Here is a 25,249-nt window from a genome sequence, read left to right on the forward strand (position 1 = left end):
ATGAAAAAACGACTATTAAAGCGTCCAGAACCTAATCTAGATGAAAGTATGATCGGGTACTTACTACGCCTATCGGATGCTAACTGTTATGAATCCTTGAGTCCAATATTATCGCTTTTGGATGACAATGATTGTGAGGTAAAGGCTCATAAAATACGTGCTCTTTGCATGGGTAAATTAAATATAGAACGACTATCTCATCTCACAAATAAACCTCAAAATACTTTGAACAACCTAATTTTTCAGTCGATTACTCTCAATAAAAGCCAATATTTCAGAGTCGGTCATGCAAGTATTTCCGATGAGTTAATGAATTTTAGAAATCCCGCAATCTGTGTACAGTGCTTAACGGAGTCTTCTTATCATCGAAAAATATGGACAGTTGCATCTTATATAGTGTGCCTTAAACACTTATCTCTACTACAGGATACATGCTCGACATGTCATTCAGTATTTAATTGGTCAAGAACAAACTTACTGAAATGTCGCTGTGGTGCTGAAATAAAAGCAGCAGATTCACGGCAAGTTGAAAGCTCTGAAACACTACTAGCAGATATGACTGCACAAGCAGTCACTGGTCATTCGATCAAAGGACATCCACTAATCAAAGATATGCAATCATTTTATGCAGTCATTCATCTTGGCTATATGTTATCCAGCAGGTATTCTTGGTCTAATACAGAATTAGACCTTAGTTCTCAAATTATAAGTAATAGGCACACTGAAGCTCTAAATGCGTTCAAACCATTTGCTAATTGGCCAGAAAGTTTTCATCAGTTTCTAACAGAAATTGTGGTAATAAATCGTGCCATCTATCCAGCATTTAGTAAACCAGCTCTACTTTTTCGCCTAAGTATGGCTTTGGATCGTTCCCCATTACGTAAATTACAGCCTGACATCTATCAAGCGGTAGAGTATGAATTAGAAAATTTTATACGCTCAGAACAAACGCCATCGATATTACTAAAGCCAAAAAACCAGAATCTGATGCAAGAAAAACTATTATCAAAAGAAGAAACTAAAAATATGCTCTCCGTGTCTGATTCTAGCTTTGCTCGGCTTATCAAAATTAATTTGAAATCGCCTTCATCTGATGAGAAGTACTCACTAGATAATGTAACTGAACTAAGAGATATATTATTAAGGCTAGTTACGCTGAATGAAGCAGCTAAAATTTTAAGGCTATCGCTTCACAATACAAAAAACCTGTTAAAGAGTGGGATTATTACTGCGTTTCGTGGTCCTGATGTTGATGGCTACCGTGATATTTTGATTGATACTAAGGTATTAAATGACTTATTAACCGCTATTGGTAACTCAGTAAAACCAAAATCTATACATGAAGTTATTCCCCTTTCGCTTTATTTTAAGAAATATCATTACAATTCAACGCATACATTCGATGAATTAATTCATGCCGCACTTGAAGGACGACTTTCTATAGTGAACTTTGATAAAGAAAATGGTCTATTGGGTGTCAGTTTCTCTAAAGATGAATTGCTACAATTGATTGATATCAAAACAAAAAATAAAGAGACAAATGAATTATTAAGTATCAATGATGTTATTGTCGCATTAAATAGCTACCGTGATGCAATATATCGAATCATGTCAGCAGGCCTTTTAAAGTATCAAATGGCAACAATAAATATAAAATCTGCACAGCGTTTTGTTTCAGCAGAGGAATTAGACCGTTTCAAAACTAAATACATTTTGCCAAGTGAAATTGCAGAAATCTTTCAAACAAATGCTACCAACATTTCTGAGCGTACAATGCACCTTGGAATAAAACCAGTCTCAGGACCAACCATTGATAATGGTTTAGTCTATATCTTTGAGCGTAAGGATATTATCAGCATCAACAAACAAGAATTGGATAAATTGCAAAGTTATAAAACTCGCACTGGAAGACCAAAAAAAGAACAAATGACCCCAAAAAACAAAGCCAAAACAGATTATATGGATGCTCAAACAGTTGCTGAACTCTTGGGAGATAATGCCAATATTCAAAAAGTTTCACGTTTAGTAAAGAAGGGTTTTATACAAGCGGTGCAACATAATGGAGAACTGGGTAACAAACGTTACTTTAAATCAGAAGTAGTACTGCAATACCTTGCCGAATTCCGAAATAATCCGCATCTTATAAAACTACAAGACATACCCACTTGGTTATCAATTAACAAGCGCAGACTTGAAATTGATTGGCTTAAATCAGGTCGATTGAGCTTAATTAATGATGGCTTAGGTCAACGCTATGCCCATGTGGATGACTTGGAAAATATCAAGAAACTCAGGATATCTGCATTAAGTACACAAGAACTGGCTGAATCTACTGGAAAAACACGCCAAGATGTTAACAATGCAATTCGCCTTGGAAAGATTCAACCTATATCAGGACCCAATTATGATAGTTTTCCGAACTTTTTATTTGATCGCACAAGCATTACCAAGCTTCTTTAGATTGCTAATGCAGAGAATTGATGATCTAAATATTTATCAACTTAAATTTCCATTGACGAAATTGAGTAGAAACCATCACTTATGTTAAATTATGTATCTCTAAAATATTATATAGAATGAGGTCTAAGAGAACTAATGAACACCTATATAGCAGTTTTTTAAACTACCTCATCAAGTATAATTTTTCTAATTAAGCATCAACCCATCTTAAAATTCCATTATTAATTAATTGATTTAATAATATTTTTTAGAACAAACAATGAATGTAGTATTTTATTTATTGAATTCATTAAAATTTCATTTTATGGTTTATAAATTGTATTTTATTTCAATTTATTCTTTAAATTTTACTTAAATAAATGTATTTTAAGATTATTCAATCTACTCTATATCGCTAATTATTAAAGTAATTTAGAATTTAAGAAATTTCATTTTATGATTGAATCCACAGCTCCCGCAGCGGGATTTTTTTAACCCATATTCAAAAAAAAAATGAATCACATGATATTATCCAATTGAATAAAATAAATATTTAAAAACTATTAACACAACAGCAGAGGGTAAAAATGAAAGGGGCTATTTTAGATTTCTCTATTCAGACAAATTCAGGCGTTATCAGCGCTGATGATCAGAACCGCTACACTTTCAGCGGTGCGGAATGGCGCGGACAGCGCCCGCCGGCACGCGGCGATAAAGTAGATTTTGCTGTAGATGCTGAAGGCAACGCAGTACAAATCTATATCGCCCTTGGACACAGCTCCAATGCTGTGGAAACCCTTTCCCATCAGCTTGATAAAATTTCCAATCAAAATCAATCTGAAGAAAACTTCAACATGATTGACTGGTTTGTAAAATGCCTCAAGAACTATGCGAATTTTACAGGGCGCGCACGCCGTAAAGAATTCTGGTTTTTCACTCTCGTTCAATTCATCATTCTTGTTGTGGCGCAAATTCTAGATGCTATTGCCGGTACTGAATACCTTGTGTATGCGATTGCTGTATTAGCTCTGCTCGTTCCCGGGCTTGCAGTTGCAGTACGTCGATTGCATGATATTGGCAAATCAGGCTGGTGGTATTTAATTGCATTCATTCCGCTCATTGGCGCAATTCTTTTAATCGTGTGGTTTGCGACAGAAACAAAACGGGAAAACAACCCATGGGGACAGCCTGCTAAATAACGGTTTTCAGCCAATAAAAAAGGGCGTTCACCGCCCTTTTCTTTTACCTTAAGCATTTTATATTTAATAGAAAACTATTCATCAGTCATAAAACAATGAATGCAATAAAAGCCGCATAAGAATCAATTTCAAAGATCAATCCTGACAGCCAGCCTCAGCCTTGCGCCAAAACAACGTTAAAGCTCCCGCGCAGCCAGAATCAGTTTCCTGGCGTTTTCTCCGCTCAGCTGCCATGTCAGGCAGCGCACGCTACCGCCCATCGGGCAAACGCTTTCAGCATTGACCGGAATGACCTGTTGAGAGGTATTTTTCCGGATGATATTCAGCGCCGCCTGATCATGCGGCATATTGAAGGTCGGCACATAAATGTAATTGTAGGTCACGGCAGCATTCAAGTTCACCCCGCAGGCGGACTCAAAGCCCTCCCACTGCCCCCGCGGGTTGGTTTGGTACTGCACGGGCACTTCCACAATTTTTGCTGCCGGGAACGACGCCTTCAGCTCATCCAGCACCAAGGTTCTAAAAGACGGCGTTTGGGAATAATCATTCACCAGCAGCGTATTTTCATCCACCCAGCTGGCCATTCCGTCCGAATGGGCAAGGACTTCCTCGTCCGGCTCTAAAATGGCGACCTGGCTGGCTCCCAGCGCCCGCTTCAGTTCCTGTTTAGCTTGCTTATAGGTCAGCTCATTATCCTGCATAAAGCGCGCCGTGGTGATTATGCGGCCGGCATAATCATCCACAATATTGCCGCCATCCAGCAGCAAGCCGCTATGGCGGCGCTGAATGCCGTAGCGGTCGGCAAAATCATTAAAGCTTTTCTGCACCTGCCGGCTTTGCTTTTCCGTCATCGACGCCCAGGTATAAGTAAACTGCACCGGCTGCGCAGGGTTGACCGTGCTGAAATCCCGCATCCAGATATCGCGAACATCATCAACCAGCAGGATATCTTCCGGCACTTTGCCCGCATAAAACGGCTGGGTGTCTTCATCGGCAATAATCACCACATTGTCATGGCCTAAAATCGACCGGGCATAATCAATCTGAAAATCGACAATCTGCTGAAAAGCCGCTTTGTAATAAGGGTCATGCACCGAAGGCGCTGACAGCACCAGCAGCATTCTTTGCGCGGAAATTTCATTCGCGAACTTTTTCATCTCTGCCTGCTTCCCTGCTTTTTCCGGCAGCTGCGGATCGGATGCGGAACTGCAGCCGGCCAGCAGCATCAGGCCGATTGCTGAAAATACGCTTTTACTGATTTTGCTCAAGATCTTCATCCTTTTTTCTGATTATTTTTCCTTAAATGCAGGCGCTATTCTAACGCCGGCGCTTCCAGATTGTCAGCATTTCCGCAATTGATTCTTAATTTCATTTGCAGCCTCTATCCCCTGAACCGCCGGCACCTCGTTCAGTTTACAGATTGGCAAAAAATCTCAGATGATCTGATCCGTTCTTGTCATTGCGCTTCATCAATTAAGCATTACACTCAAACAGCGCATAAAAATTTTAATGAAAAGGACAGGCTATGAGCGAAGCTTATATTATCGATGCCATCCGCACGCCCCGCGGAAAAGGAAAAAAAGGCGGCGCGCTGCATGAAGTCAAGCCGATCACCCTGCTGACTTCCCTGCTGAATGAACTGAAAGACCGCCATCAGCTGGACACCGCCCAGGTCGATGACATTGTACTCGGCTGCGTGACGCCAGTCGGCGATCAGGGCGCGGACATCGCCAAGACGGCAGCCATTGCGGCCGGCTGGGACAATGCGGCGGCCGGCGTGCAGATTAACCGTTTCTGCGCCTCCGGCCTGGAGGCGGTCAATATGGCGGCGCAGAAAATCCGTTCCGGCTGGGAAGACCTTGTGGTGGCGGGCGGCGTGGAATCGATGTCGCGTGTGCCGATGGGTTCGGACGGCGGGCCGTGGGCGCTCGACCCTGAAACCAATTTAAAAGCCGGCTTCGTGCCGCAAGGCATCGGCGCGGACCTGATTGCCACCTTAGACGGCTATTCGCGCGCCGATGTTGACGCTTTTGCCGAACAGTCGCAGAAAAAAGCCGCCGCCGCGCAGGCCAAGGGCTATTTCGGGCGCTCGGTGATTCCGGTGAAAGACCGTTCAGGCCTGATGATTTTAGCAAAAGATGAATTTATTAAGCCGGACACCACAGCAGAAGGCTTAGCCAGGCTGAATCCGAGCTTTGCCATGATGGGGCAAATGGGCTTTGACGCCGTCGCGCTGCAGAAGTATCCGGAAGCGCAGCAGATTCATCACGTTCATCATGCCGGCAACTCCTCCGGCATTGTCGATGGCGCCGCTGTGGTGCTGCTGGCTTCGGAAACAGCGCTGAAAGCGCAAGGCCTGAAAGCGCGCGCCAAAGTGCTTGCCGCCGCGCTGGCCGGCACTGACCCGACCATCATGCTGGCCGGCCCTGCGCCGGCTGCGCGCAAGGCATTGGCCAAAGCGGGCCTGAGCATTGACGACATTGACCTGTTTGAAGTCAATGAAGCCTTTGCCGCCGTGGTGCTGCGCTTTATCAATGAGCTGAAGATTGATCCGGCCAAAGTCAATGTCAACGGCGGCGCCATTGCGCTGGGGCATCCGCTGGGCGCAACAGGCGCAATGATTTTAGGCACACTGCTGGATGAGCTGGAACGCTGGGGCAAAAAGCGCGGCATGGCGGCCTTATGCGTGGGCGGCGGCATGGGGATCGCCACCATTATTGAGCTGGTCTAAGGAGAATACAATGAGCGCAATTCAATACCATAAAAATGCGGACCAGATTGTGATCCTGACTCTTGATTCTGCGGGGCAGTCTGCCAATACCATGAATGCGGAATTCCGCAGCGCGCTGGATGAAACAGTGCAAAGGCTGAAAGCGGAAACCGGGCTGAACGGCATTATATTCCGCTCCGCCAAAAAAACCTTCTTTGCTGGCGGCGATCTGGATGAACTGATTCAGGTTCAGCCTGAACAGGCCGCCGGATTTTTCAGCATGGTGGAAAAGCTCAAAGCGGACTTGCGCGCGGTTGAAACCTTAGGCGTGCCTGTGGCGGCGGCCTTGAACGGCACTGCGCTGGGCGGCGGCTGGGAGCTGGCTTTAGGCTGCCATTACCGCATTGCTTTAAATGACCCCAAAGCCAAGTTCGGCCTGCCGGAAGTCACCTTGGGCCTGCTGCCGGGCGGCGGCGGCATTGTGCGCATGGTGCGCCTGCTTGGCCTGCAGACTGCCTTGCCCCTGCTGCTGGAAGGCCGGCAGTTCGGCGTTGCGCAAGCCCAGGCGCTGGGGCTGATTCACGATACGGCGGATTCTGAACAGGCGCTGCTGGACAAAGCGATGGCCTGGATTAAAGCCAACCCGCTGTCCGCAAAAGCGTCGCAGCAGCCCTTTGACGCCAAAGGCTATAAAATTCCCGGCGGCGGCCCGGAAAGCCCCGCGGCTGCGCAAATGCTGGCGGTTGCGCCTGCCATGCTGCGCGATAAAACCAAAGGCTGCTACCCGGCGCCTGAAGCGATTCTGGCCGCCGCCGTGGAAGGCGCGCAGGTTGATGTGGAGACCGCGCTGACCATTGAATCACGCTACTTCACCTATCTGGCTACCGGGCAAATTGCCAAGAACATGATTGGCGCATTCTGGCATGGCCTGAACGCCATTAAAGCCGGTGCCAGCCGCCCTCAAGGCATTGCGAAATGGCAGGCAGCCAAAATCGGCGTACTGGGCGCAGGCATGATGGGCGCCGGCATTGCCTACGCCGCGGCCTGCAAAGGCATTGCCGTGGTGCTGAAAGATGTTTCGCTGGAAAATGCCGAAAAAGGCAAAGCTTACAGCCAAACGCTTTTGGACCGGCAGGTTGCTCAAGGGCGCATCAGCGCTGAACAGCGCAGCCGGATTTTAAACCTGATTACTCCGACAGCCTCGGCTGCAGACCTGCAGGGCTGCGGGCTGATCATTGAAGCGGTATTTGAAAATCCGCAGCTGAAAGCTGAAGTGACGCAGGAAGCGGAAGCCTATTTGGCCGGCGGCGGCCTGATGGCGTCCAACACCTCGACTTTGCCGATCAGCGAGTTGGCCAAAGCCTCGAAAAATGCGCAGAACTTCATCGGCCTGCATTTCTTCAGCCCCGTGGATAAAATGCAGCTGGTGGAAATCATCAAAGGGCAAGCCACCTCTGCAGAAGCTTTGGCCAAAGCCTATGACTTCGTGCAGCAGATCGGCAAAATCCCGATTGTGGTGAATGACCGGCGCGGCTTTTTTACCAGCCGCGTCTTCGGCACTTTTGTGCAGGAAGGCCTGCGCCTGCTGGCCGAAGGCGTGCATCCAGCCCGCATTGAAATGGCGGCCTTGAAAGCCGGCATGCCGGTTGGCCCGCTGGCGATTCAGGATGAAGTGTCGCTGAGCCTGTCCGAACATGTCGCGGATGAAACCCGCAAGGCGCTGCGGGCGCAAGGCCAAGAGCTGCCGCTGTCCGGCGCCGATGAAGTCATTCGGCGCATGATTCATGAATTCGGACGCAAAGGCAAAGCTGCCGGCGCGGGCTTTTATGACTATCCGGAAGGCGGCAAAAAGCAGCTGTGGGACGGCTTGAATTGCTGGAAAAAAGACACTGATGTTCCAGAGCAGGAAATGATTGACCGCTTTCTGTTTGTGCAGGCTTTGGATGCCCTGCGCTGCCTGGAGGAAGGCGTGCTGGAATCCGCTGTAGACAGCAATATCGGCTCTATTTTCGGCATCGGATTTGCGCCGTGGACCGGCGGCGCTTTGCAGTTCCTCAATCAGTATGGCTTGGAAAAAGCCCTGCTCCGCGCCAATACGCTGCAGGCCAAATACGGCGAACGCTTTAAAGCGCCGCAGATGCTGCGCGACAAAGCCGCTCAGGGCGGAAAAATCTAAGCCTCCTGAATCCAGCCCAGCGCCGCGCAGGCCTTTGGGCTGAATCTGGCGCATCAGCCGCTGTCATCCTGATGCATTGCGGATTCTGGCAACATTGCGGTTCATCAGATAGCGCACCAGCAGGCGGAAGGTCAGCGCCTGCAGACCGCTCAGCTGCTGCTGATGCTGCCTGAAAAAATCATCCGGCGCATCAAACACGCCGAAATCCTGATTGATGCCTTTATCCTGAATAAATGTATGATTTAAATTCCACTCAACTGGCGGGCTGTCCATGCAGTCGGTAAAGACGCCATAGCCGCAAAAAGCCCCTTTGCGCTCAGGATGGGCTTTCTGCAGCTGCTGCAGATAGGGCAAATCCAGAATCACCCCTTCTAAAATATACCACTGATCATTGACATGCACTTCAGCCCAGCTGTGCAGAATATTCCGCGGCGAAAGCCGGTACCACAGGCCGCGGATTGCCCCGCGCTGCAGCGCCTTATCAATCGTGAATCCGTGAATGCGGCTGGGCAAGCCGGCCGCGCGCAGCAGGGCCATCAGCAATACGGTTTTGGTATTGCACTGCCCATAGCCGTCCCGCAGCACCTCAGAAGCGCGCAGATCATCTGCGCGGTTATAGCCGAACGGAATCTCATCCCGGACAAAGTTATACACTGCCCTGACTCTGGAGATGCTGTCCAGCGCCAGCCATTGGCGCTGCTGAATCAGCTGCTGCAGCGCCTCATTGGAAAAATCCAGCAGCGGTGTTTCATCCAAATAACGCTTCATCTGTTGCCCTTCTTGCCTGTTGATGCTGCAGTACAAACTATGGAGCAGATCCAAGGTCAAGCCTTAAAAATTAAGCACATGCATTAGCCCGGCGGAGGCCGCGCCGGGCTAAAAATGATTTATGGGCTTAGGATTCCTAGATATTTATGTTATAAAGTTGCATGTTTTTAGATTTATTTTTATCCGATTGAGTATGCTGCTATGACTGATCATTCATCTCCTGAAAAATCGCCTTGGGGCTGGAAAGCACTGATTATTTTCTGCATTTTGGGCGGACTGTTCATGCTGTTTTTCTGGCTTGCGGTCAGCAATGAACCGGACTACATGCCAAGCCAGCAAAGCAAGCAGAGTACGCAGCAGCATGCATTTAAAAATGCGCCTGCGATGTCTGAAGAGGCAATGGCTGAAGCGCAAAAGCAGAAAGAAGCCCGTGAAGCCGGCGCGCCTGCGCCTGCCGGAGAGCATCAGATGCTGGCTGCCGAGCACGCAGCGATGGAAGGCATGCAGCATGAGCCTGCATCCGGCAGCGCGCACAGCCGCTGATTGATTTCAGATGATCCGGAAAAAGCGCTGATTCTGATCAGCGCTTTTTTATTGCCGATATGCCGCGCTGAAAGGCTGCCTGCCAAACCAGCTGAATCAACCGCATGACTTGACAGAAAAGCAGGCGGCATAAGATGTAATGCTGATCAGTTAAAGAATTTCGCAATAAAGTCCTTAACTTTTAGGGCTATTCACGGCGGAGTCTTACCGTTTTTAAATTGAATTTTTGGAGCTCGTTTTGTTCTTTTGTTTCGCCAAAAGAACCAAAAACATTTGTCATCCGCAAAACCTGTTCACTTTCTGCACTTACATAACTATATTTGCAAAAACAGTCCATTTAAAAGACCACGCAGGTCGCGGATGACATTTCCGCGTATCAAATACAATCTAGGATTTAAAAAGAAAATACCAGCCAATGTCTTAATTGACAGGCATTATAGATGCGCATTTAAGCCGGCCGTGGCCTAAAGTTTAAAGTTTTATCCGCATATCAATATGCGCAATGCCGCAGTCCAGATATTGCGCGCCTTCGACAGCAAAGCCCAGCCCGGCATAAAACTGCACCGCATGCACCTGCGATGACAGCTTTAAAAATTCACGGCGCTGCAGCCGGGCCTGACGCATGATTTCCAGCATCAGCAGCCGGCCTATGCCCTGCCCGCGGTACGGCTTCAGCACCGCCACCCGGCCTATGCTGTTATTCGGCAGCAGGCGCGCGGCCGCAATGGGCCGGCCTTGATCTAAAACAATAAAATGCTGCGAGATGGCATCCTGCGCATCCCACTCATCTTCAGGCGCAATCTGCTGTTCCTGAATGAATACCTGTTCACGCACCGGCGCAGCCTCCGCCTGCAGCTGCGCCCATGCGCCGGAAATAATCTTAAAGTCCGCCATCACTGCCTCTCAGCACTTGCAGCCGATATTCTGCTGATCCCACTGGTCATTCAGCAGCAGCTCCAAGGAATGCTTTTGAATGCCGTACATTTCCTTCAAAGCCTGTATCTGCGCCAAAACTTCCGGATCAGGCGCGGTAAAACCGCTGCGCTTGGTCGCCAGAATCATCTTGTTTTTGCTGGTATGCTCCAGCGCCACAAATTCAAAAACTTTGGTGTCATAGCCGTAGGCTTTCAGCAGCAGCGCGCGGATGGTATCGGTCAGCATTTCCGCCTGCTGGCCGGCGTGAATGCCGAACTGCAGCATCGGCGCCAGCACTTTCGGGCTGCGCAACTGCGGGCGCAGCTCCTTGTGGCAGCACGGCGCACACATAATCATCTGCGCATTGAGGCGAATGCCGCTGTGTATGGCAAAGTCGGTGGCCACGTCACAGGCATGCAGCGCAATCATCACATCCAGCTGCTTTGGCGCATAGGTGCGCACATCGCCCTGAAAAAAGTCCAGCTGCGCAAAGCCGGATGCCTCGGCAGCCTCCCGGCAGAATTCCACCATTTTCGGATTCAGCTCGACCCCGGTAACAAAAGGCGCCTGCAGCTGCTTGGCCAAATAGTCATACAGGGCAAAAGTCAAATAGCCTTTGCCTGCGCCGAAATCCACCACATGCAGCGGCCGGTCCGCGCCTTGAATCTGCTCCACTGCGCCGGCGCAAATTTCAACAAATTTATTGATCTGCTTCCATTTCCGCGCCATGCTGGGAATAATCTGCGCTTTGGCGTCGGCAATGCCCAGCAGCTGCAGGAACGGGCTGTCCTGATCGACATAGCGGCGCTTGGCGCGGTCATGGCCCTGCTGCTCTTGGCCGGGCTTAGCCTCCGGCTTGAGCTGGCTGACAGTCAGCAGGGCTTTTTTCCGGTTCTTTTTCAGCTGCAGCTCTTCATCTGCGGTAAACAGGTTGGCCTGCCTGCAGCGCTGCAGCAGCTCAGCCGCTTGAGCCGCGGCCTGATTTAAAGGATAATTCTTGGTCACATCCTGCGTTTTATAGCGGTACAGGCAGCTCATAACCTGTTCATTCTGCAGGGAAATGACCCGCAATGTGATTTTCTCCAGCTGTTCAAGCTCGCCCTTGTACTGGCTGAGGATTAGGCGCTCGAAGCGCTGCGCATCAACGGCTTGCTGAAACGCATCTAAGAACTGCTGTTCCTGTGGAAAAAGGGGAGCCGGAGCGGACATAAGTAAAACCTGAAAAGAATTGCATCTGAAGTTTAAATCTTCTTACGCCAAATGCAAAATTGAATTACTATACACCTGTATATTTATATTGAGCGACATTAAATGATAAACAACGCTCCACTAGTTCCCGATTATGACCCGCTGGAAGAGCGCCTGAACTTCCTCAGCCACGGCGCAGGCGCGGCCTTGGCGCTGATTGCCGGCATTTTCTTAATTATTAAAGGCGCTTACCTGCCTGCCGGGCAATGGTTCGGGCTGTGGGTCTATGCGCTGAGCATGGTGCTGCTGTTTTCCGCATCGGCGCTGTACCATATGGCCGTCACCGCAGACCGGCGCTATTTTTATAAAAAACTCGACCACACCGCAATTTATTATTTGATTGCCGGCACCTATACGCCCTTCCTCTCCATCGCCCTGCCGACCGCAAAAGCCCATTACCTGCTGATTGCGCTGTGGGTGATCGCCATTATAGGAACACTGTTCAAGTTAATTTTCATTCATTCTTTCCAGAAAATTTCCCTGTTCGCCTATTTGGCCATGGGCTGGCTGGCGCTATTGGTGATTGACGACATGCAGCGCTTCCTCAGCGCTCAAGCCTTGACCTGGCTGATTGCTGGCGGGATTTCCTACACCGTCGGCGCATTGTTTTATGCATTAAAAAGAGTAAGATATGCTCATGCTATCTGGCATATTTTTGTACTGATAGGTGCAGGATCACATTTTCTGGCCATCTATCTGTACGTGATTTAATCCCCTCATTCTGCATTTCAGCGACCCTGTGCTTTGCCACCTTCATTCTGCTGTCTGCAGTCCTGGCGGAAAAATTCGGGCGCAAAGCCACCTCTATTGCCGTATGCGCAATTTCCGCGCTGTTCGGCTTAGCCTTCGCGCCGCTGCTGGAGTCCGGCCATACCGCAGCTGTGCTGCTGTTCCTGTGCATCGGCTTATCCATCATGGGCCTGACTTACGGCCCGATCGGCACGGTACTGTCCGAAATTTTCCCGATTTCAGTGCGCTACACCGGCTCGGCTTTAACCTTCAATTTGGCCGGCATTTTCGGCGCTTCTTTTGCGCCGCTGATCGCCACCAAGCTGGCGACTGAATACGGCCTGTACGCGGTCGGCTACTACCTGACCGCCGCCTCGCTGCTTTCACTGGCCGCCTTCCTGATGATCCGTGAAACCAAAAACGATGACGTCAACAGCCAGATTTAAGGCGCCGCCATCAAAAAAAGCCGGCGCATTGGCGCCGGCTTTTTCATCTAAAAAACTGCACAGCCTAGCTGGACTGCTGCTGCGCTTCCATCATGAGCTGGTAGGTATCGGCAAAGACTTCGCGGTCGCCGCCGGAATTGTAGTAGCTGGGCACAATATAGCTCACCAGCTGCTGATGGCCCTCATGGAAATACAGCACATTCACGCAGGGCTCAATATCATGCTCAGACAGGCCATTCTGCGCGGCCAGCTGTTCAAATTTCTGATAGAACCGCGCTGCAAATGCGCTGTCCCCTGCATCCGGAGCGGCGGAAAACTCCTGCTCCAGCTGCTTTAACCCCTGCTCCAGCCGCGCAGACTGCTGCTCAGTGAGCCCGAATAGCGTTCCAACTTCTTTATGAAATTCCAGCATATATTTATACTCTTATTCTTAAACATGCAGTGCGTCAAAGCCTTGCGCTCAGAACCAGCATATAGGCGCATATTGAAGAAAATATGACACCGCCGCCGCTTCAAACGCCGCGCTCAGCTGCCTTTTAATATAATGACAGTTTTGCGCAAAAAACAAGCATTTTATCTTTATATCAATTCTATCATGTCAATGGTCGGCGGCACCCGGAAGCGCAGCGGCACGCCGACCATGCCGGTGCCTACGCTGACAAAGACATCGGCATGCTCATGCCGGTACAGGCCTTTTTTATGGCCCAGAATCGATACTTTTTTCATAACATAGTCGGTCAGCCACGGCAGCTCCACCTGCCCGCCGTGGGTATGCCCGGACAGCATCAGCGGGCGCGACGGCAGCGCAGGAACCATGTCCACGGTATCCGGGTTATGCGACAGAATCACCCACGGCTTGTCCTGAGGCAGTTCCGGCATAAAGCGCATATCGGCCTTGCCCGCCCATAAGTCGCCAATGCCGATCAGGCGGAATTCATTGAACTCCACCACCTGGCCTTCAATGTCCATCACATTGTTCAGCGCCAGCGCATTGCGCAGCAGAGCCTGAATCGGCGGGCCGGGATACTGCTCGTCATGATTGCCGTTGACCGAATACACCGGCGCATGAATTTCCTTCAGCACCGCCAGCTCCTGCGCCAGGGTATTTTCCGGCTCATAGGTCCAGTCGCCGGCCACCACCACCAGATCCGGCTGGGCCTGATTCAATTTGCTGACAATCTGCTTCAGCTGGCGCTCATGGCCGGAGAACAGCCCGATATGCAGGTCGGCCACCAAGGCGATTTTGACCGGCTTCAGCAGTCTTTTATCGGCATGCAGCTGATAGCGCGTGGTCTTGACATGCACCAGATGCGGCTCAATAAAGCGCGCATAGCAGAACACCCCTGAAACTAAAAATACGAATGCGGCTTCATGCAGCGAGTAATAGCCGCTCCAGCCGGCATACATGCTGAAGAAAAACAGCGGAATAAGCAGATAGGAAAGGTAAAATGCCAGCAGGTGCACAAAGGCTTTAAAGGGATGGATGGTTTCCGTGCGGGACTGGCTCAGCCACGCCTGGGAAACGCCCCACAGCGCCAGCAGCCCCATGCCCAGGTAAAAATACAACACCACGGAATTCAAATCCCACATACCAATCCCCAACAATTTGACCGGACGGATTTCACCGTCCTGATATTTATCTTTTCATAGCTGGCAATTATACTCAATTCTAATTTTCCGATTTTCCGCACGCATGACCCATTCCCCAAATCTGACGCCTGAAGCCGCCGCCGCTGCAAAGCCGTTTAGCCATTCTAAACTGGCCGCAGCCGCGCTCAGCTGCAGCCTGCTGTTGGGGATTCCAGCCTGCTCCACGCTGCCCAAGCAGGCGGCGCAGCCGGTGGAATATGCCTTCAGCACGCCGACTGAAGGCACGGCGCTGGCCAAAATTGTGCAGCCGCTGCGCGACGCCAACCCCGGCCTGACAGGCTTTCATGTGCTGTACGATCCGCTGGAAGCGCTGGCAGCGCGCCTGCAGCTGATCAACAAGGCGGAAAAATCCTTAGACCTGCAGTACTACATTTGGGACAATGACAAAATTGGCGCCATGGCGCTGCATGCCATTATTCAGGCGGCGGACCGTGGGGTAAAAGTCCGCCTGCTGATAGACGACAACAACGCTAAGCAGATGGAAGGCATTTACCTTGCGCTGGACCAGCATGCCAATATTGAGGTCAAGCTCTACAACCCTTACCGTTTCCGGCATTACCGCCCTGTGGATATGGTGCTGGACCTGAAGCGCATCAACCGGCGCATGCACAACAAAAGCTTTATTGCCGACAACCAGATTGCCCTGATCGGCGGGCGCAACATGAGCAACCAGTACTACAACGTCAGCGACAATTACCAGTTTTCCGATGTTGATGTGATGCTGGCCGGCGCGGCATCCGATGAAATCATTCATTCCTTTGATGAATACTGGAATGATGACTACGCCTTTCCGGTCAGGCAGCTGGTCAATCCGCGCCATTATACCCTGCGCTTTGACGGCCTGAAGCAGCAGCTGCAGGAGCATAATCAGGAAGTCACCGTACAGAACTATTTAGACTTGGCCAACCGCTCGCATGCCTTTGACACATGGCTTAACAGCCGCATTCAGCTGGACTGGGTCAAAGCCGAAGTAGTCAAGGATTCGCCCAGTAAAATCAAAGCCAGAGCCAAAAAAGAAGAGCACCTCAACTTCCAGCTGCTGAAGCATCTGGAGCAGCCGGAGCAAAGCGTCGATATTGTATCGGCCTACTTTGTGCCGCAGAAGGACGGCGTCAAGCAGCTGAAAGAGCTGGCCGACAGCGGCGTGCAGGTCCGCGTGCTGACCAATTCATTTAAAGCCAATGACGTGCCGCTGGTGCATGCGTTTTACGGCAAATACCGGCAGGAGCTGCTGGAAAATGATGTGCAGCTGTATGAATTCCTGTTCAATCCGGATGCGGAAAACCTCAATATCAATACCAATGAGCTGGCCAGCAAGGCCAAAGTCAGCATGAAAGGCCTCAGCCGCTCCAGCCTGCATGCCAAGCTGATGGCTCTGGATGAAAAGCAGGTCTTTATCGGCTCATTCAACCTTGACCCGCGTTCCGCCTACCTGAATACCGAAATCGGCGTGCTGCTGAACAGCCCGCCTTTGGCGCGCGCGGTGCATCACACCATGGATGAAAACCTCAGCAAATACGCCTACAAGCTGATGCTGGACGCCAATCAGCGCATAAACTGGAAAATTAAGCTGGATAACGGCAAAACCCGCATCTACCACAAAGAGCCTAAAATGAAATGGTGGCAGCGGACTGGCATGAAAATGATCTCCTGGCTGCCGATTGAAGGCTTTATGTAAGCCTTGATTTTTTCTGCCGATGAAAGCGGCGCTTAGGCCGAAGGCTTCAGCACCCGCTCATGCAGCTGGGCCAGGCCTTCGGTCATTTTCCGCTGCACTTCCTGCGTCAGGCTTTCCACCGTATGCCCGGCGGAATCAATCGCCGGCAAGGCAATCAAATGCGCCGCGACATTCGGCATTTCCAGCACATTCTGCACATGCTTGGCAAAAGGGGTTTCGCCGATAAACGGCGCGACCATGTCCAGCTCGCCCTGCTGGTTGACATAGCAGATCAGGCAGATCTGCACTGGGCGCTGCGCCTCAATGGCGGCGCCCAGCAGGCGCCCATGCACCTTCTTGATCCGCGTGCCGTCAGAGGTGGTCGCCTCAGGGAAAAACAGAACCGGGCTGTCCTGCTTCAGAAACGCAGTCATCTGTTCACGGATTTTCACCGAATCGCCGGAACCGCGCTTAATGAATAAAGTGCCGCCACCTTTGGCCAGCTTGCCCAGCAGCGGCCAGTTTTCAATTTCAGCTTTGGCCAGAAAGAACACCCGCGCGCCGGAACCCAGCACCGCAACATCCAGCCATGAAATATGATTGCTGACCCACAGCGCCGGCTGGCGCGGAATGTCGCCGTGCACCTGCACCTCAATATTGAAGACTTTGCACAGCTTGCGGCAGAAATACTGCACATAGCGGGTATTGACCGGATTATTGGGGTCTTTATACAGCTGATGGCGGAAAACCAGATAAAAGCCTTCGGTTACAGCGCCAGCCGCCGCGGCGATCTTTTTCAGATACAGCGCAAATCTGGAGAAGCCTTTCAGGCTGGAAGATTTCGGTTTTGCAGGTTGATGCATAGGGTTATCGCTAATCACAAGACGTCTAATTTCCCGGCAGTTATTCTGCACCATACTATACTGAACTGCCGGATTTTGCATTGACCGCACCGGCCGAAGCGCATGCCAGCTTTTCCCATGCCCGGCCGCCATGGCCTTAACTGCTATTTCAGCCTTGTTTTGATTTGATTTTCACTCATCAGCAGCGGCCTAAGCCATGCCGCTTCCGCGGCCGCCCTCCCGCCCTGAACGCGCCTTAAATCCAGCGCAGCCGGGCCGGCCCCGCGCAGCGGAGGCCTTCCCTGACAATTTAAAGCGCCGGCGCATCGTCAGGCTGCGCATTTTCGCCTAGAATAGAACTTTAGACAGGAGTTTTTGCCGCGTGGATCATTTAAATAAACAGCATGGCGGTGAACGGGTCATTTTAGTCAGCGTTGCAGTGCAAATGCTGGAAGACCTGGATGCCGAAGAATTTCACCTGCTGACGCAGTCTGCCGGAGCTGAAATTCTGCAGCATCTGCATGCGCAGCGCATCAAGCCGGATGCCAAGCTGTTTATCGGCTCCGGCAAAGCTGAAGAAATCGCCGCCTTAGCTGCGGAGCAGGAAGCCGACCTGGTCATTTTTGACCATGGCCTCAGCCCGGCTCAGGCGCGCAATTTAGAAAAAATCATCGGCTGCCGCGTGGTGGATCGCACGGAGCTGATTTTAGACATCTTCGCGCAACGCGCCCGCACCTATGAGGGCAAGCTGCAGGTTGAGCTGGCGCAGCTGCAGCATATGTCTTCGCGGCTGATCCGCAGCCACGGCACGCTGGACAGCCAGAAAGGCGGCATCGGCCTGCGCGGCCCCGGCGAAACCATGCTGGAAACCGACCGGCGCCTGCTGCGCATCCGCATGGGCCAGCTCAAGGCCAAAATTGACAAAGTCAGGCAGACCCGCATGCAGGGCCGCCTGGCGCGCCAGAAAGCCGCTGTTCCGACTGTATCTTTAGTCGGCTACACCAATGCCGGAAAATCCACCCTGTTCAATATTCTGGCCGGCAGCGACGTGTATGCCGCCGACCAGCTGTTCGCCACCCTTGACCCGACGCTGCGCCGCCTGACCTGGGACGGCATCGGCAATCTGGTTCTGGCCGATACCGTCGGCTTTGTGCGCAACCTATCGCATTCGCTGGTGGAATCCTTTAAAGCCACGCTGGAAGAAACCGCGGAAGCCACGCTGCTGCTGCATGTGATTGATTCCAGCAGCCCGGACATGCTGGAGCAGATTGAAGCGGTAGAAAAGGTGCTGAAGGAAATCGGCGCGGATGTTCCAGTGCTGCGCGTTTACAATAAAATTGACCGCAGCGGCGAACAGGCCAAAATTGTCTACAAGGCCCCGCATCAGCCAGACCGCGTGTATGTGTCCGCGCACAGCCAGCAGGGGCTGGACCTGCTGCGCCAGGCCGTGCATGAATGCCTGATGGGCAATATTCAGAGTTTTGAGCTGCGCCTGAAGCCGGCCTACGGCAAGCTGCGCAATCAGCTGTATGAGCTGAATGTGATTCAATCCGAAAATTATGATGACCAGGGCAGCCTGCACCTGCATGTGATTATGGCGCCGCACAAGCTCGAGCAACTGATCCGGCAGGCGCATCTGCCTTTGCAGGAAATTTTAGGTGAACGCGCCAGTCTATTCGAAAAACCGCTGGAAGAGTTTGAAATCAAGGACTAAATCGGTTAAAACGTGATAGGTGAAATTTTAATGACAGATCAAAAATGGACTGGATCAAGCGCATCGACTGGAAAGCATGGATAGGCACAGTTGCCCTGATTGTCGTGTTCCGTGAGGCCGCCGTATGGCTCATGGGGAAGTTCAGCCACCCTGAATTAGGCAATTTGGCCGGGCTGATCAGCCTGCTGATTGTGCTGTCGCTTTGGCGGAAATTCAGGAAAATCCCTGCCCGCTTAACCGACACCAACAATAAAATCATGAAGGAAAGCGCTTTTGCATTTTTGCCGATCAGCGCCGGCTCATTGCTGATGATGCTGCATCTGGGCGATGAAATTCCGATGTTTCTGGTGGTACTGTTTGTCAGCACCCTGATTCCGCTGTGGATTTACGCAAAAATGTCGAAAAAGTGGCTGTAGGAGAAAGGATATGCTCGCAATATTTTACGGATTCTTCCTGACTCTGGCCGCCTATCTGCTGGCCAAGCCTGTGAATAAAAAACTGCCGCAGATTCCTGTGATTGTGATTGGCATGTTTTTTGTCATTGCCCTGCTGTACCTGTTCGGCATTCCTTATGAAAGCTACATGGCGCAGGTCAATCCGCTGTTCAATGACCTGCTCGGCTATGTCACCGTGGCCTTGGCCATTCCGCTGGCCGCCATGCGCTACGATGATCTGCCGCTGAAAGCCGTAGCGGGCATTTTAGTCTTTGCCAGCATCAGCGCGGTTGCGCTGCCGATGGGCCTCGCCTACCTGCTGCATCTGTCTGACCCGACCATCATGGCCTTCGCCACCCGCGCAGTGACCACCCCGATCGCCATCAATATTGCAACGCTGCTGCATTCGCCGGTTCCTCTGGTGATTTTGATTGTGATTCTGTCCGGCGTCATCGGCGCAGCATTTTCGCCGCTGATTTTGCGCCACATCAATGACGAGCGCGCCTCCGGGCTGGCGCTGGGGCTGGCCGCGCATGCCATCGGCACGGCGCAGGCATGGCAGCGCGGCAGCGTAGCCGGGCGCTACGCCGCTTTCGGCATGGCGGTGAATGCGGTCTTTACCGCGGTCTGGCTGCCGTCATTTATCTTTTTGCTGCAGAAAATATGACTGGGTAATCATTTTCAACTGATTGTTTTGGATAAAAAACAGGCTTATGATCTAGTTATGTTTTTTCATGCTAAAAAAGGAATGTTTTGATGAGAAAATTTAAACTGATTTCCGCACTGCTGATCAGCGGGCTGCCCTGTTTCGCATATGCCAATGATATTACCGGGCTGTGGAAAAATATTGACGATAAGACCGGCTCATCTAAAGCCGTGCTGGAAATCCGCCAAGAGCCGAATGGAACCTATACGGCCAAAATTATCAAAGTGACGCCGCGCCCCGGCTATACCCCGAAAGAAACCTGCGTCGACTGCCCTGCGCCCTACACCAATAAGCCGATTTTAGGCCTGGATGTGCTGACCGGGCTGAAAGCCAGCGGCAGCAGCAATTTCGTCAGCGGCAAGATTCTTGATCCGCTGTCCGGAAAAATCTACAGCACCAAAGCCAAACTCAGCCCGAACGGCAACCGCATCACGCTGCGCGGCTATATCGGCGTTTCCGCGCTGGGCCGCAGCCAAACCTGGATCCGGCATGACTGATGCCCGCATTGCTGCATAAAGCTGAAGCAGCGCAGTCTTTACGGCGCTTTATTGTTCAGGCCTGAGTTGTGCAATTGCTCAATCTTGCCTAACATAGGACAGATTCAAAGGTTGAATAGTGCATTAAAAAAAAGGAAAAGTTTAGATGCAGAAAAAAATTATATGGGCATCACTTGCCGGCTTGCTTTCCGCCAATTCTGCTGTATTTTCCCAGGATCTTACCGGGACTTGGCAGCAGATTGATGACAAAACCGGATCACCGAAAGCAATTATTGACATCCGTAAGGAAAGCAACGGCACATTTACCGGAAAAATTGCAAAAATCACCCCGCGCCCCGGCTACACGCCGAAGGAAAAATGCATCAACTGCCCCGCGCCTTATACCAATCAGCCGATTTTAGGCCTGGATGTATTTAAAAATTTAAAATTCGAGGGAGAAAACCGCTACGCGGACGGCCAGATTATTGACCCGCTTTCCGGCAAAATATACAGCCTGAAAGGCAAGCAGTCCGCAAACGGCAAGCGCCTGCAGCTGAGGGGCTATGTCGGCATTTCCGCCATTGGGCGCACGCAGACCTGGATTCGCCAAGAATAAGCCTGTGCGCCAACCGAAATTTAAAAATGTCTATACTCCATACAGGAAGATTCATGAAGCGTAATTTAACATTGGGCCTGCTGCTTGGCGCGGCGGTCAGCGGATCTGCGCTGGCGCAGGATTTAACCGGCACTTGGCAGCAAATTGACGATAAATCCGGCTCTCCAAAAGCGATTATTGAAATCAGCAAAGAAAGCAACGGCACCTATACCGGCCAGATTGTGAAAATTACCCCTCGTCCAGGCTATACGCCGCAGAAAACCTGCAATAACTGCCCTGCGCCCTATACCAATCAGCCTATTTTAGGCATGGATATCCTCAAGGGCCTGAAGCATGTTGAAGGCACGGGCAATTATGAGCGCGGCCGGGTGATTGATCCGCTGGCCGGCAAAGTCTACGATGCGAAAATGAAGCTGAACGCCTCAGGCAAGCGCTTGACGCTCAGGGCCTATATGGGCGTTTCGGCGCTGGGCCGCAGCCAGACCTGGATCCGCCTCGACTGATTCTGCAGTCCAGCCCTGAAACAGGCTGGCATGCATTTCAAGCCAATGCCCGGTGAAACTCACCGGGCGTTGGCTTTTTTAAAACCCGGCTACCTGATGTGCTGCGCGCAAGCGCAAGGCGGGATTGTCAAAACTGACAGGCCGGACAAGGCTTAAAACAGCGGATTGTCCGCCTTAAACAGCGCCTGATCTTCCAGGCGGTAGGCAACCAGCTGATTGCCCCAGACGCAGCCGCCGTCAACATTCTGAATGCAGTCCGTAATGGTCTTGCCCTGCAGGGCTGCCCAATGGCCAAACACAATGCGGTGCGTCCGCGCAGCCTGCGAGTCAAACTCAAACCACGGCTGGAAGCCTTCCGGCATCGGCTCATCCAAAGCGTCTTTAAAGCTGAATTCCAGACGGCCCTGCGCATCGGTCAGGCGCATGCGGGTCAGGTAATTGGTGATGCAGCGCAGGCGCGCATTGCCGGATAAGTCATCCGACCACAAATCCGGCTGGGCGCCGTACATCTCCTGCAGGAATGCATCCATCACGGCGAAATCTTCATGCCCGATCACCGCTTCAACTTCCCGGGCCAAAGCCGCGGCCTGTTCGGCTGACCAAATGCCTGGAATCCCGGCATGGGTCAAAATGGTATGCTCATTCGGGAACAGGCACAAAGGCTGCCGGCGCAGCCAGTCAATCAAGTCATCGCTGTCAATCGCGTCAATCACATCGCGGGTGCGGTCTTTTTCCTTAACCGCTTTCAGGCCGCGCGCGCCCGCCAGCAAGGTCAGGTCATGATTGCCCAAAACAGTGGCAGCTGCGCCGCGCTCAACCAGTTTCTTGACAAAGCGCAAGGTGCCGACCGAATTTTCTCCGCGCGCCACCAGATCGCCGGCGAACCAGATGAAATCCTGATCCGGATCAAATTTGATTTCCTTCAGCAGCGCTTTCAGCGCTTCAAAACAGCCCTGCACATCGCCGATGACGTAGTTGTACCTGACAACCGGGCACGTCATTTAAACACCCGCCATTTGATCAGACAAGGCCACAAAGTCGGCCAGTGACAGCGTTTCAGGACGCGCCATCGGGTCAACGCCGGCATGTTCAAAGCCGCCTTCGGCCAGCATGCCTTTCAGGCTGTTGCGCAAGGTTTTGCGGCGCTGGGTAAACACATGCGACACCAGGCGCGCCAGGGCTTTTTCATTTTTCGCCACAATCGGCTTCACCGCATAAGGCTCCAGGCGGAATACCGCGGAGGTCACTTTCGGCGGCGGATTGAATGAGCCCGGCGGCACTTCAAACAGGAAGGTCGGCTTGCAGTAGTACTGAATCATCACCGACAGGCGGCCATATTCCTTGCTGTTTGGCGATGCAGTAATGCGGTCTACCACTTCTTTCTGCAGCATGAAGTGCATGTCTTTGACTTTGTCGCCGAATTCCAAGAGATGAAACAGCAGCGGGGTCGAAATATTGTAAGGCAGGTTGCCGACCACGCGCAGCGGGCGGCCTTCCTGGAACAATTCAGTAAAATCGTACTTCAGCGCGTCGGTTTCCACAATGGTCAGGCGCTCAGGATGCGGCACGCGGCCCGGCAGGCCGGCAGCCAGATCGCGGTCCAGCTCGACCACCGTCAGGGCATCGCATTCGCCGATTAAAGGCGAAGTTAGCGCAGCCAGGCCGGGGCCGATTTCCACAACATTGTCGCCCGCGCGCGGATTGACTGAACGGACAATTTTGGCAATTACACGCTGGTCATGCAAAAAGTTTTGACCAAAACGCTTGCGCGTATGATGCCCTTCATCTTTTGGGTTTAAGGCATTAATTTGATACATAAAAAATTTCCAACGTGAATTAAGTGCGGGCAAGGTCAAGCGCCAGGTCAACAGCAGCGTGCAGGCTTGAACTTTGAGCCAGTCCAGTGCCGGCAAGGGAGAGCGCTGTGCCGTGGTCGACAGAAGTGCGGATAAACGGCAAGCCTAAAGTAATATTAACGGCTTCACCAAACCCTTGAGATTTTAGCACAGGTAGGCCCTGATCGTGATACATCGCCAGAACGGCATCGGCATCTTTCAGGTTTTCAGGGGTAAAAAGCGTATCCGCCGGCAGGCTGAGGCTCATATTGACCCCTTGCGCGCGGTAAGTTTCCAGCACCGGGTTGATCACCTCAATCTCTTCGCGGCCCAGATAGCCGCCTTCACCGGCATGCGGATTCAGCCCGCAGACAAGAATATGCGGATGCTGCTTTTTAAATTTGCTTTTCAGATCATGAATTAAAATATCAATCACCTGATGCAGGCGCTCTGCGGTAATGGCATCGGCCACTTCACGCAAAGGCAGATGCGTCGTCGCCAAAGCCACGCGCAGGGTTTTGGTCGCCAGCATCATCACGACCCGCGGCACGCCGGCAAATTCCTGATAGTATTCGGTATGCCCGCTGAAATGAATGCCAGCATCGTTCATCACCGATTTCTGCACAGGCGCCGTTGCGACGCCCACGCTTTTCCCGGACAGGGCATAATCTGCCGAACGCCGCAGCTGCTCCAGCACATAGGCGGCGTTTCCGGCATCCAGCTGCCCCAAAACGACGTCATTGCTCAGCGCCACATGCTCAACATAAATCCGCCCTTTGCCTGCCGGCGCGGCCTGCCCGGCATAGTCAAGCAGCGCAATATCCAAGCCTAAAATTTCTGCGCGCTTCTGCAGCATGGCCTTATCCGCCAAAACCACAACCGGGCGCTGATCCGCGCGGCTGGCCAGACTCAGGCAAATATCAGGGCCTATACCGGCAGGCTCACCGCTGGTGACATATAAAGGAAGCATGGCTGACCTATTCAGACTGATTTCGGTGCGGCTATTTTACTGAATCTGTCCAGTAAATGCCGTTGATTTTTATCTTTCCTGCTGGCGGAAGCTGTTCAGCAGAATGCGGACGCCGGCTGAGCGGAAAGCGGATTCAGCGCAGCCGGATACGGATTTAAAGCCATTCATTTAGATTATTTTTGCCACATCAATTGCTGCCTTCAATTTCCAGCAGAATGCTTTTATTTTCCAGACCGCCGGCAAAGCCGACCAGTTTACCATTGGCGCCAACCACGCGGTGGCACGGCGCAATAATTGAAATTGGATTTTTGCCGTTGGCGGCGCCGACTGCGCGCATGGCCTTGGCATGGCCAATTTGTTCGGCAATTTGCTTATAGCTGCGGGTTTCGCCAAAAGGAATGCTCAGCAGCGCCTGCCAGACTTTCTGCTGGAAAGCGGTGCCTTCAAAGTCCAGCGGCAGGTCAAACTGCCGGCGCTGCCCTGCAAAATATTCATTCAGCTGCCTGGCGGTTTCCAGCAGAACCGGATGCTGCGCCTCTTCAAGCAATTCCGCCAGCCTCACGCGCTTCGGGTTTTCATTTTCCCACAGCACGGCAACCAGCGCATGCGCATTGGCGACCAGCTTGAGCTGCCCGACCGGAGAACTTAAATGCATATAAGACAGTTTCATCGC

General features: G+C 51.6%; 24 protein-coding genes and 1 pseudogene. 14 read left to right on the forward strand and 11 right to left on the reverse strand.

The features are described 5' to 3' along the window. Nucleotides 1-2,460, forward strand: a complete 2,460-nt coding sequence (locus BEN74_RS07630) for a TniQ family protein (protein WP_086374364.1) — start codon at nucleotides 1-3, stop codon at nucleotides 2,458-2,460. Nucleotides 2,461-3,026: 566 nt separating this feature from the next. Further along, complete coding sequence (locus BEN74_RS07635) at nucleotides 3,027-3,638, forward strand: DUF805 domain-containing protein (RefSeq protein WP_068910407.1); 612 nt, start codon at nucleotides 3,027-3,029, stop codon at nucleotides 3,636-3,638. A gap of 176 nt (nucleotides 3,639-3,814) precedes the next feature. Here the strand turns inward: BEN74_RS07635 and BEN74_RS07640 are convergent, their stop codons facing one another. Further along, on the reverse strand, nucleotides 3,815-4,795 hold the full coding sequence (locus BEN74_RS07640; RefSeq protein WP_416240773.1) for an agmatine deiminase family protein: 981 nt from the start codon (nucleotides 4,793-4,795) through the stop codon (nucleotides 3,815-3,817). A gap of 368 nt (nucleotides 4,796-5,163) precedes the next feature. Between BEN74_RS07640 and BEN74_RS07645 the strand changes: the two genes are divergently transcribed. Next, nucleotides 5,164-6,369, forward strand: coding sequence for an acetyl-CoA C-acetyltransferase (locus tag BEN74_RS07645; protein ID WP_068910406.1), 1,206 nt, complete (start codon nucleotides 5,164-5,166; stop codon nucleotides 6,367-6,369). Nucleotides 6,370-6,379: 10 nt separating this feature from the next. Then, a complete protein-coding gene (locus BEN74_RS07650) occupies nucleotides 6,380-8,524 on the forward strand; it encodes a 3-hydroxyacyl-CoA dehydrogenase NAD-binding domain-containing protein (RefSeq protein ID WP_068910405.1) in 2,145 nt (714 codons plus the stop codon). 63 nt (nucleotides 8,525-8,587) lie between these two features. Here the strand turns inward: BEN74_RS07650 and BEN74_RS07655 are convergent, their stop codons facing one another. Further along, complete coding sequence (locus BEN74_RS07655) at nucleotides 8,588-9,292, reverse strand: transglutaminase-like domain-containing protein (RefSeq protein ID WP_068910404.1); 705 nt, start codon at nucleotides 9,290-9,292, stop codon at nucleotides 8,588-8,590. Nucleotides 9,293-9,493: 201 nt separating this feature from the next. Here BEN74_RS07655 and BEN74_RS07660 point away from each other — a divergent pair, with 201 nt between their 5' ends. Next, a complete protein-coding gene (locus BEN74_RS07660) occupies nucleotides 9,494-9,835 on the forward strand; it encodes a hypothetical protein (RefSeq protein WP_068910403.1) in 342 nt (113 codons plus the stop codon). 471 nt (nucleotides 9,836-10,306) lie between these two features. On the opposite strand, the gene BEN74_RS07665 is transcribed toward BEN74_RS07660, so the two are convergent. Continuing rightward, entirely contained in the window at nucleotides 10,307-10,729 is a 423-nt protein-coding gene (locus tag BEN74_RS07665) for a GNAT family N-acetyltransferase (RefSeq protein WP_068910402.1), read from the reverse strand. 9 nt (nucleotides 10,730-10,738) lie between these two features. Further along, complete coding sequence (locus tag BEN74_RS07670; protein ID WP_068910401.1) at nucleotides 10,739-11,959, reverse strand: class I SAM-dependent methyltransferase; 1,221 nt, start codon at nucleotides 11,957-11,959, stop codon at nucleotides 10,739-10,741. A 102-nt stretch (nucleotides 11,960-12,061) separates the two neighbouring features. Here BEN74_RS07670 and trhA point away from each other — a divergent pair, with 102 nt between their 5' ends. Both trhA and BEN74_RS07680 read left to right on the forward strand, forming a co-directional pair. Next, complete coding sequence (gene trhA, locus BEN74_RS07675; RefSeq protein ID WP_068910400.1) at nucleotides 12,062-12,709, forward strand: PAQR family membrane homeostasis protein TrhA; 648 nt, start codon at nucleotides 12,062-12,064, stop codon at nucleotides 12,707-12,709. A 20-nt stretch (nucleotides 12,710-12,729) separates the two neighbouring features. Next, nucleotides 12,730-13,173: pseudogene (locus BEN74_RS07680) on the forward strand (MFS transporter); the annotation flags it as partial. A gap of 64 nt (nucleotides 13,174-13,237) precedes the next feature. Here the strand turns inward: BEN74_RS07680 and BEN74_RS07685 are convergent. After that, nucleotides 13,238-13,585 carry a hypothetical protein gene (locus BEN74_RS07685; RefSeq protein ID WP_068910399.1) on the reverse strand — a complete coding sequence of 116 codons (348 nt, stop codon included), beginning with the start codon at nucleotides 13,583-13,585 and terminating at the stop codon, nucleotides 13,238-13,240. 167 nt (nucleotides 13,586-13,752) lie between these two features. Next, nucleotides 13,753-14,763, reverse strand: coding sequence for a metallophosphoesterase (locus BEN74_RS07690; protein ID WP_068910398.1), 1,011 nt, complete (start codon nucleotides 14,761-14,763; stop codon nucleotides 13,753-13,755). 103 nt (nucleotides 14,764-14,866) lie between these two features. Between BEN74_RS07690 and BEN74_RS07695 the strand changes: the two genes are divergently transcribed. Further along, nucleotides 14,867-16,501 carry a phospholipase D family protein gene (locus BEN74_RS07695; RefSeq protein ID WP_068910397.1) on the forward strand — a complete coding sequence of 545 codons (1,635 nt, stop codon included), beginning with the start codon at nucleotides 14,867-14,869 and terminating at the stop codon, nucleotides 16,499-16,501. A gap of 32 nt (nucleotides 16,502-16,533) precedes the next feature. Here BEN74_RS07695 and BEN74_RS07700 read toward each other — a convergent pair whose 3' ends face one another. Beyond that, the gene (locus BEN74_RS07700) at nucleotides 16,534-17,343 is read right to left on the reverse strand and encodes a lysophospholipid acyltransferase family protein (protein ID WP_068910396.1); all 810 of its coding nucleotides are present in this window, start codon (nucleotides 17,341-17,343) and stop codon (nucleotides 16,534-16,536) included. A 424-nt stretch (nucleotides 17,344-17,767) separates the two neighbouring features. Here BEN74_RS07700 and hflX point away from each other — a divergent pair, with 424 nt between their 5' ends. The 6 genes from hflX to BEN74_RS07730 all read left to right on the forward strand — a co-directional run bounded on the left by hflX (nucleotide 17,768) and on the right by BEN74_RS07730 (nucleotide 21,771). Then, the gene (gene hflX / locus BEN74_RS07705) at nucleotides 17,768-19,036 is read left to right on the forward strand and encodes a ribosome rescue GTPase HflX (protein WP_416240774.1); all 1,269 of its coding nucleotides are present in this window, start codon (nucleotides 17,768-17,770) and stop codon (nucleotides 19,034-19,036) included. A 44-nt stretch (nucleotides 19,037-19,080) separates the two neighbouring features. Next, a complete protein-coding gene (locus tag BEN74_RS07710) occupies nucleotides 19,081-19,452 on the forward strand; it encodes a hypothetical protein (protein ID WP_068910394.1) in 372 nt (123 codons plus the stop codon). A 10-nt stretch (nucleotides 19,453-19,462) separates the two neighbouring features. After that, the gene (locus BEN74_RS07715) at nucleotides 19,463-20,137 is read left to right on the forward strand and encodes an LrgB family protein (RefSeq protein ID WP_068910393.1); all 675 of its coding nucleotides are present in this window, start codon (nucleotides 19,463-19,465) and stop codon (nucleotides 20,135-20,137) included. 89 nt (nucleotides 20,138-20,226) lie between these two features. Continuing rightward, on the forward strand, nucleotides 20,227-20,673 hold the full coding sequence (locus tag BEN74_RS07720; protein ID WP_068910392.1) for a DUF2147 domain-containing protein: 447 nt from the start codon (nucleotides 20,227-20,229) through the stop codon (nucleotides 20,671-20,673). Between the two features lie 145 nt (nucleotides 20,674-20,818). After that, nucleotides 20,819-21,268, forward strand: coding sequence for a DUF2147 domain-containing protein (locus tag BEN74_RS07725; RefSeq protein ID WP_068910391.1), 450 nt, complete (start codon nucleotides 20,819-20,821; stop codon nucleotides 21,266-21,268). A 53-nt stretch (nucleotides 21,269-21,321) separates the two neighbouring features. Continuing rightward, nucleotides 21,322-21,771, forward strand: a complete 450-nt coding sequence (locus BEN74_RS07730; protein ID WP_068910390.1) for a DUF2147 domain-containing protein — start codon at nucleotides 21,322-21,324, stop codon at nucleotides 21,769-21,771. Nucleotides 21,772-21,923: 152 nt separating this feature from the next. Here BEN74_RS07730 and BEN74_RS07735 read toward each other — a convergent pair whose 3' ends face one another. From BEN74_RS07735 to BEN74_RS07750, 4 genes are all read right to left on the reverse strand, one after another. Continuing rightward, entirely contained in the window at nucleotides 21,924-22,772 is an 849-nt protein-coding gene (locus BEN74_RS07735; RefSeq protein WP_068910389.1) for a symmetrical bis(5'-nucleosyl)-tetraphosphatase, read from the reverse strand. Continuing rightward, a complete protein-coding gene (gene rsmA / locus BEN74_RS07740) occupies nucleotides 22,773-23,588 on the reverse strand; it encodes a 16S rRNA (adenine(1518)-N(6)/adenine(1519)-N(6))-dimethyltransferase RsmA (protein WP_068910388.1) in 816 nt (271 codons plus the stop codon). A gap of 19 nt (nucleotides 23,589-23,607) precedes the next feature. Further along, entirely contained in the window at nucleotides 23,608-24,576 is a 969-nt protein-coding gene (gene pdxA, locus BEN74_RS07745; protein ID WP_068910387.1) for a 4-hydroxythreonine-4-phosphate dehydrogenase PdxA, read from the reverse strand. Nucleotides 24,577-24,763: 187 nt separating this feature from the next. After that, complete coding sequence (locus BEN74_RS07750; RefSeq protein ID WP_068910412.1) at nucleotides 24,764-25,246, reverse strand: methylated-DNA--[protein]-cysteine S-methyltransferase; 483 nt, start codon at nucleotides 25,244-25,246, stop codon at nucleotides 24,764-24,766. Nucleotides 25,247-25,249 lie beyond the last annotated feature (3 nt).

It is taken from the genome of Acinetobacter sp. WCHAc010034 (genome assembly GCF_001696615.3).
GTDB lineage: Bacteria > Pseudomonadota > Gammaproteobacteria > Pseudomonadales > Moraxellaceae > Acinetobacter.

Excerpts from the sequence above, each read along its gene's own strand:
- rsmA (WP_068910388.1), bottom strand. The coding sequence starts at position 23,588 with ATGTATCAAATTAATGCCTTAAACCCAAAAGATGAAGGGCATCATACG.
- BEN74_RS07750 (WP_068910412.1), bottom strand. The coding sequence starts at position 25,246 with ATGAAACTGTCTTATATGCATTTAAGTTCTCCGGTCGGGCAGCTCAAG.
- BEN74_RS07660 (WP_068910403.1), top strand. The coding sequence starts at position 9,494 with ATGACTGATCATTCATCTCCTGAAAAATCGCCTTGGGGCTGGAAAGCA.
- BEN74_RS07690 (WP_068910398.1), bottom strand. The coding sequence starts at position 14,763 with ATGTGGGATTTGAATTCCGTGGTGTTGTATTTTTACCTGGGCATGGGG.
- BEN74_RS07645 (WP_068910406.1), top strand. The coding sequence starts at position 5,164 with ATGAGCGAAGCTTATATTATCGATGCCATCCGCACGCCCCGCGGAAAA.
- BEN74_RS07725 (WP_068910391.1), top strand. The coding sequence starts at position 20,819 with ATGCAGAAAAAAATTATATGGGCATCACTTGCCGGCTTGCTTTCCGCC.
- BEN74_RS07655 (WP_068910404.1), bottom strand. The coding sequence starts at position 9,292 with ATGAAGCGTTATTTGGATGAAACACCGCTGCTGGATTTTTCCAATGAG.
- BEN74_RS07700 (WP_068910396.1), bottom strand. The coding sequence starts at position 17,343 with ATGCATCAACCTGCAAAACCGAAATCTTCCAGCCTGAAAGGCTTCTCC.
- BEN74_RS07685 (WP_068910399.1), bottom strand. The coding sequence starts at position 13,585 with ATGCTGGAATTTCATAAAGAAGTTGGAACGCTATTCGGGCTCACTGAG.
- hflX (WP_416240774.1), top strand. The coding sequence starts at position 17,768 with ATGCTGGAAGACCTGGATGCCGAAGAATTTCACCTGCTGACGCAGTCT.
- trhA (WP_068910400.1), top strand. The coding sequence starts at position 12,062 with ATGATAAACAACGCTCCACTAGTTCCCGATTATGACCCGCTGGAAGAG.
- BEN74_RS07710 (WP_068910394.1), top strand. The coding sequence starts at position 19,081 with ATGGACTGGATCAAGCGCATCGACTGGAAAGCATGGATAGGCACAGTT.
- BEN74_RS07650 (WP_068910405.1), top strand. The coding sequence starts at position 6,380 with ATGAGCGCAATTCAATACCATAAAAATGCGGACCAGATTGTGATCCTG.
- BEN74_RS07695 (WP_068910397.1), top strand. The coding sequence starts at position 14,867 with ATGACCCATTCCCCAAATCTGACGCCTGAAGCCGCCGCCGCTGCAAAG.
- BEN74_RS07630 (WP_086374364.1), top strand. The coding sequence starts at position 1 with ATGAAAAAACGACTATTAAAGCGTCCAGAACCTAATCTAGATGAAAGT.
- BEN74_RS07640 (WP_416240773.1), bottom strand. The coding sequence starts at position 4,795 with ATGAAAAAGTTCGCGAATGAAATTTCCGCGCAAAGAATGCTGCTGGTG.
- BEN74_RS07730 (WP_068910390.1), top strand. The coding sequence starts at position 21,322 with ATGAAGCGTAATTTAACATTGGGCCTGCTGCTTGGCGCGGCGGTCAGC.
- BEN74_RS07635 (WP_068910407.1), top strand. The coding sequence starts at position 3,027 with ATGAAAGGGGCTATTTTAGATTTCTCTATTCAGACAAATTCAGGCGTT.
- BEN74_RS07720 (WP_068910392.1), top strand. The coding sequence starts at position 20,227 with ATGAGAAAATTTAAACTGATTTCCGCACTGCTGATCAGCGGGCTGCCC.
- BEN74_RS07670 (WP_068910401.1), bottom strand. The coding sequence starts at position 11,959 with ATGTCCGCTCCGGCTCCCCTTTTTCCACAGGAACAGCAGTTCTTAGAT.
- BEN74_RS07715 (WP_068910393.1), top strand. The coding sequence starts at position 19,463 with ATGCTCGCAATATTTTACGGATTCTTCCTGACTCTGGCCGCCTATCTG.
- BEN74_RS07735 (WP_068910389.1), bottom strand. The coding sequence starts at position 22,772 with ATGACGTGCCCGGTTGTCAGGTACAACTACGTCATCGGCGATGTGCAG.
- pdxA (WP_068910387.1), bottom strand. The coding sequence starts at position 24,576 with ATGCTTCCTTTATATGTCACCAGCGGTGAGCCTGCCGGTATAGGCCCT.
- BEN74_RS07665 (WP_068910402.1), bottom strand. The coding sequence starts at position 10,729 with ATGGCGGACTTTAAGATTATTTCCGGCGCATGGGCGCAGCTGCAGGCG.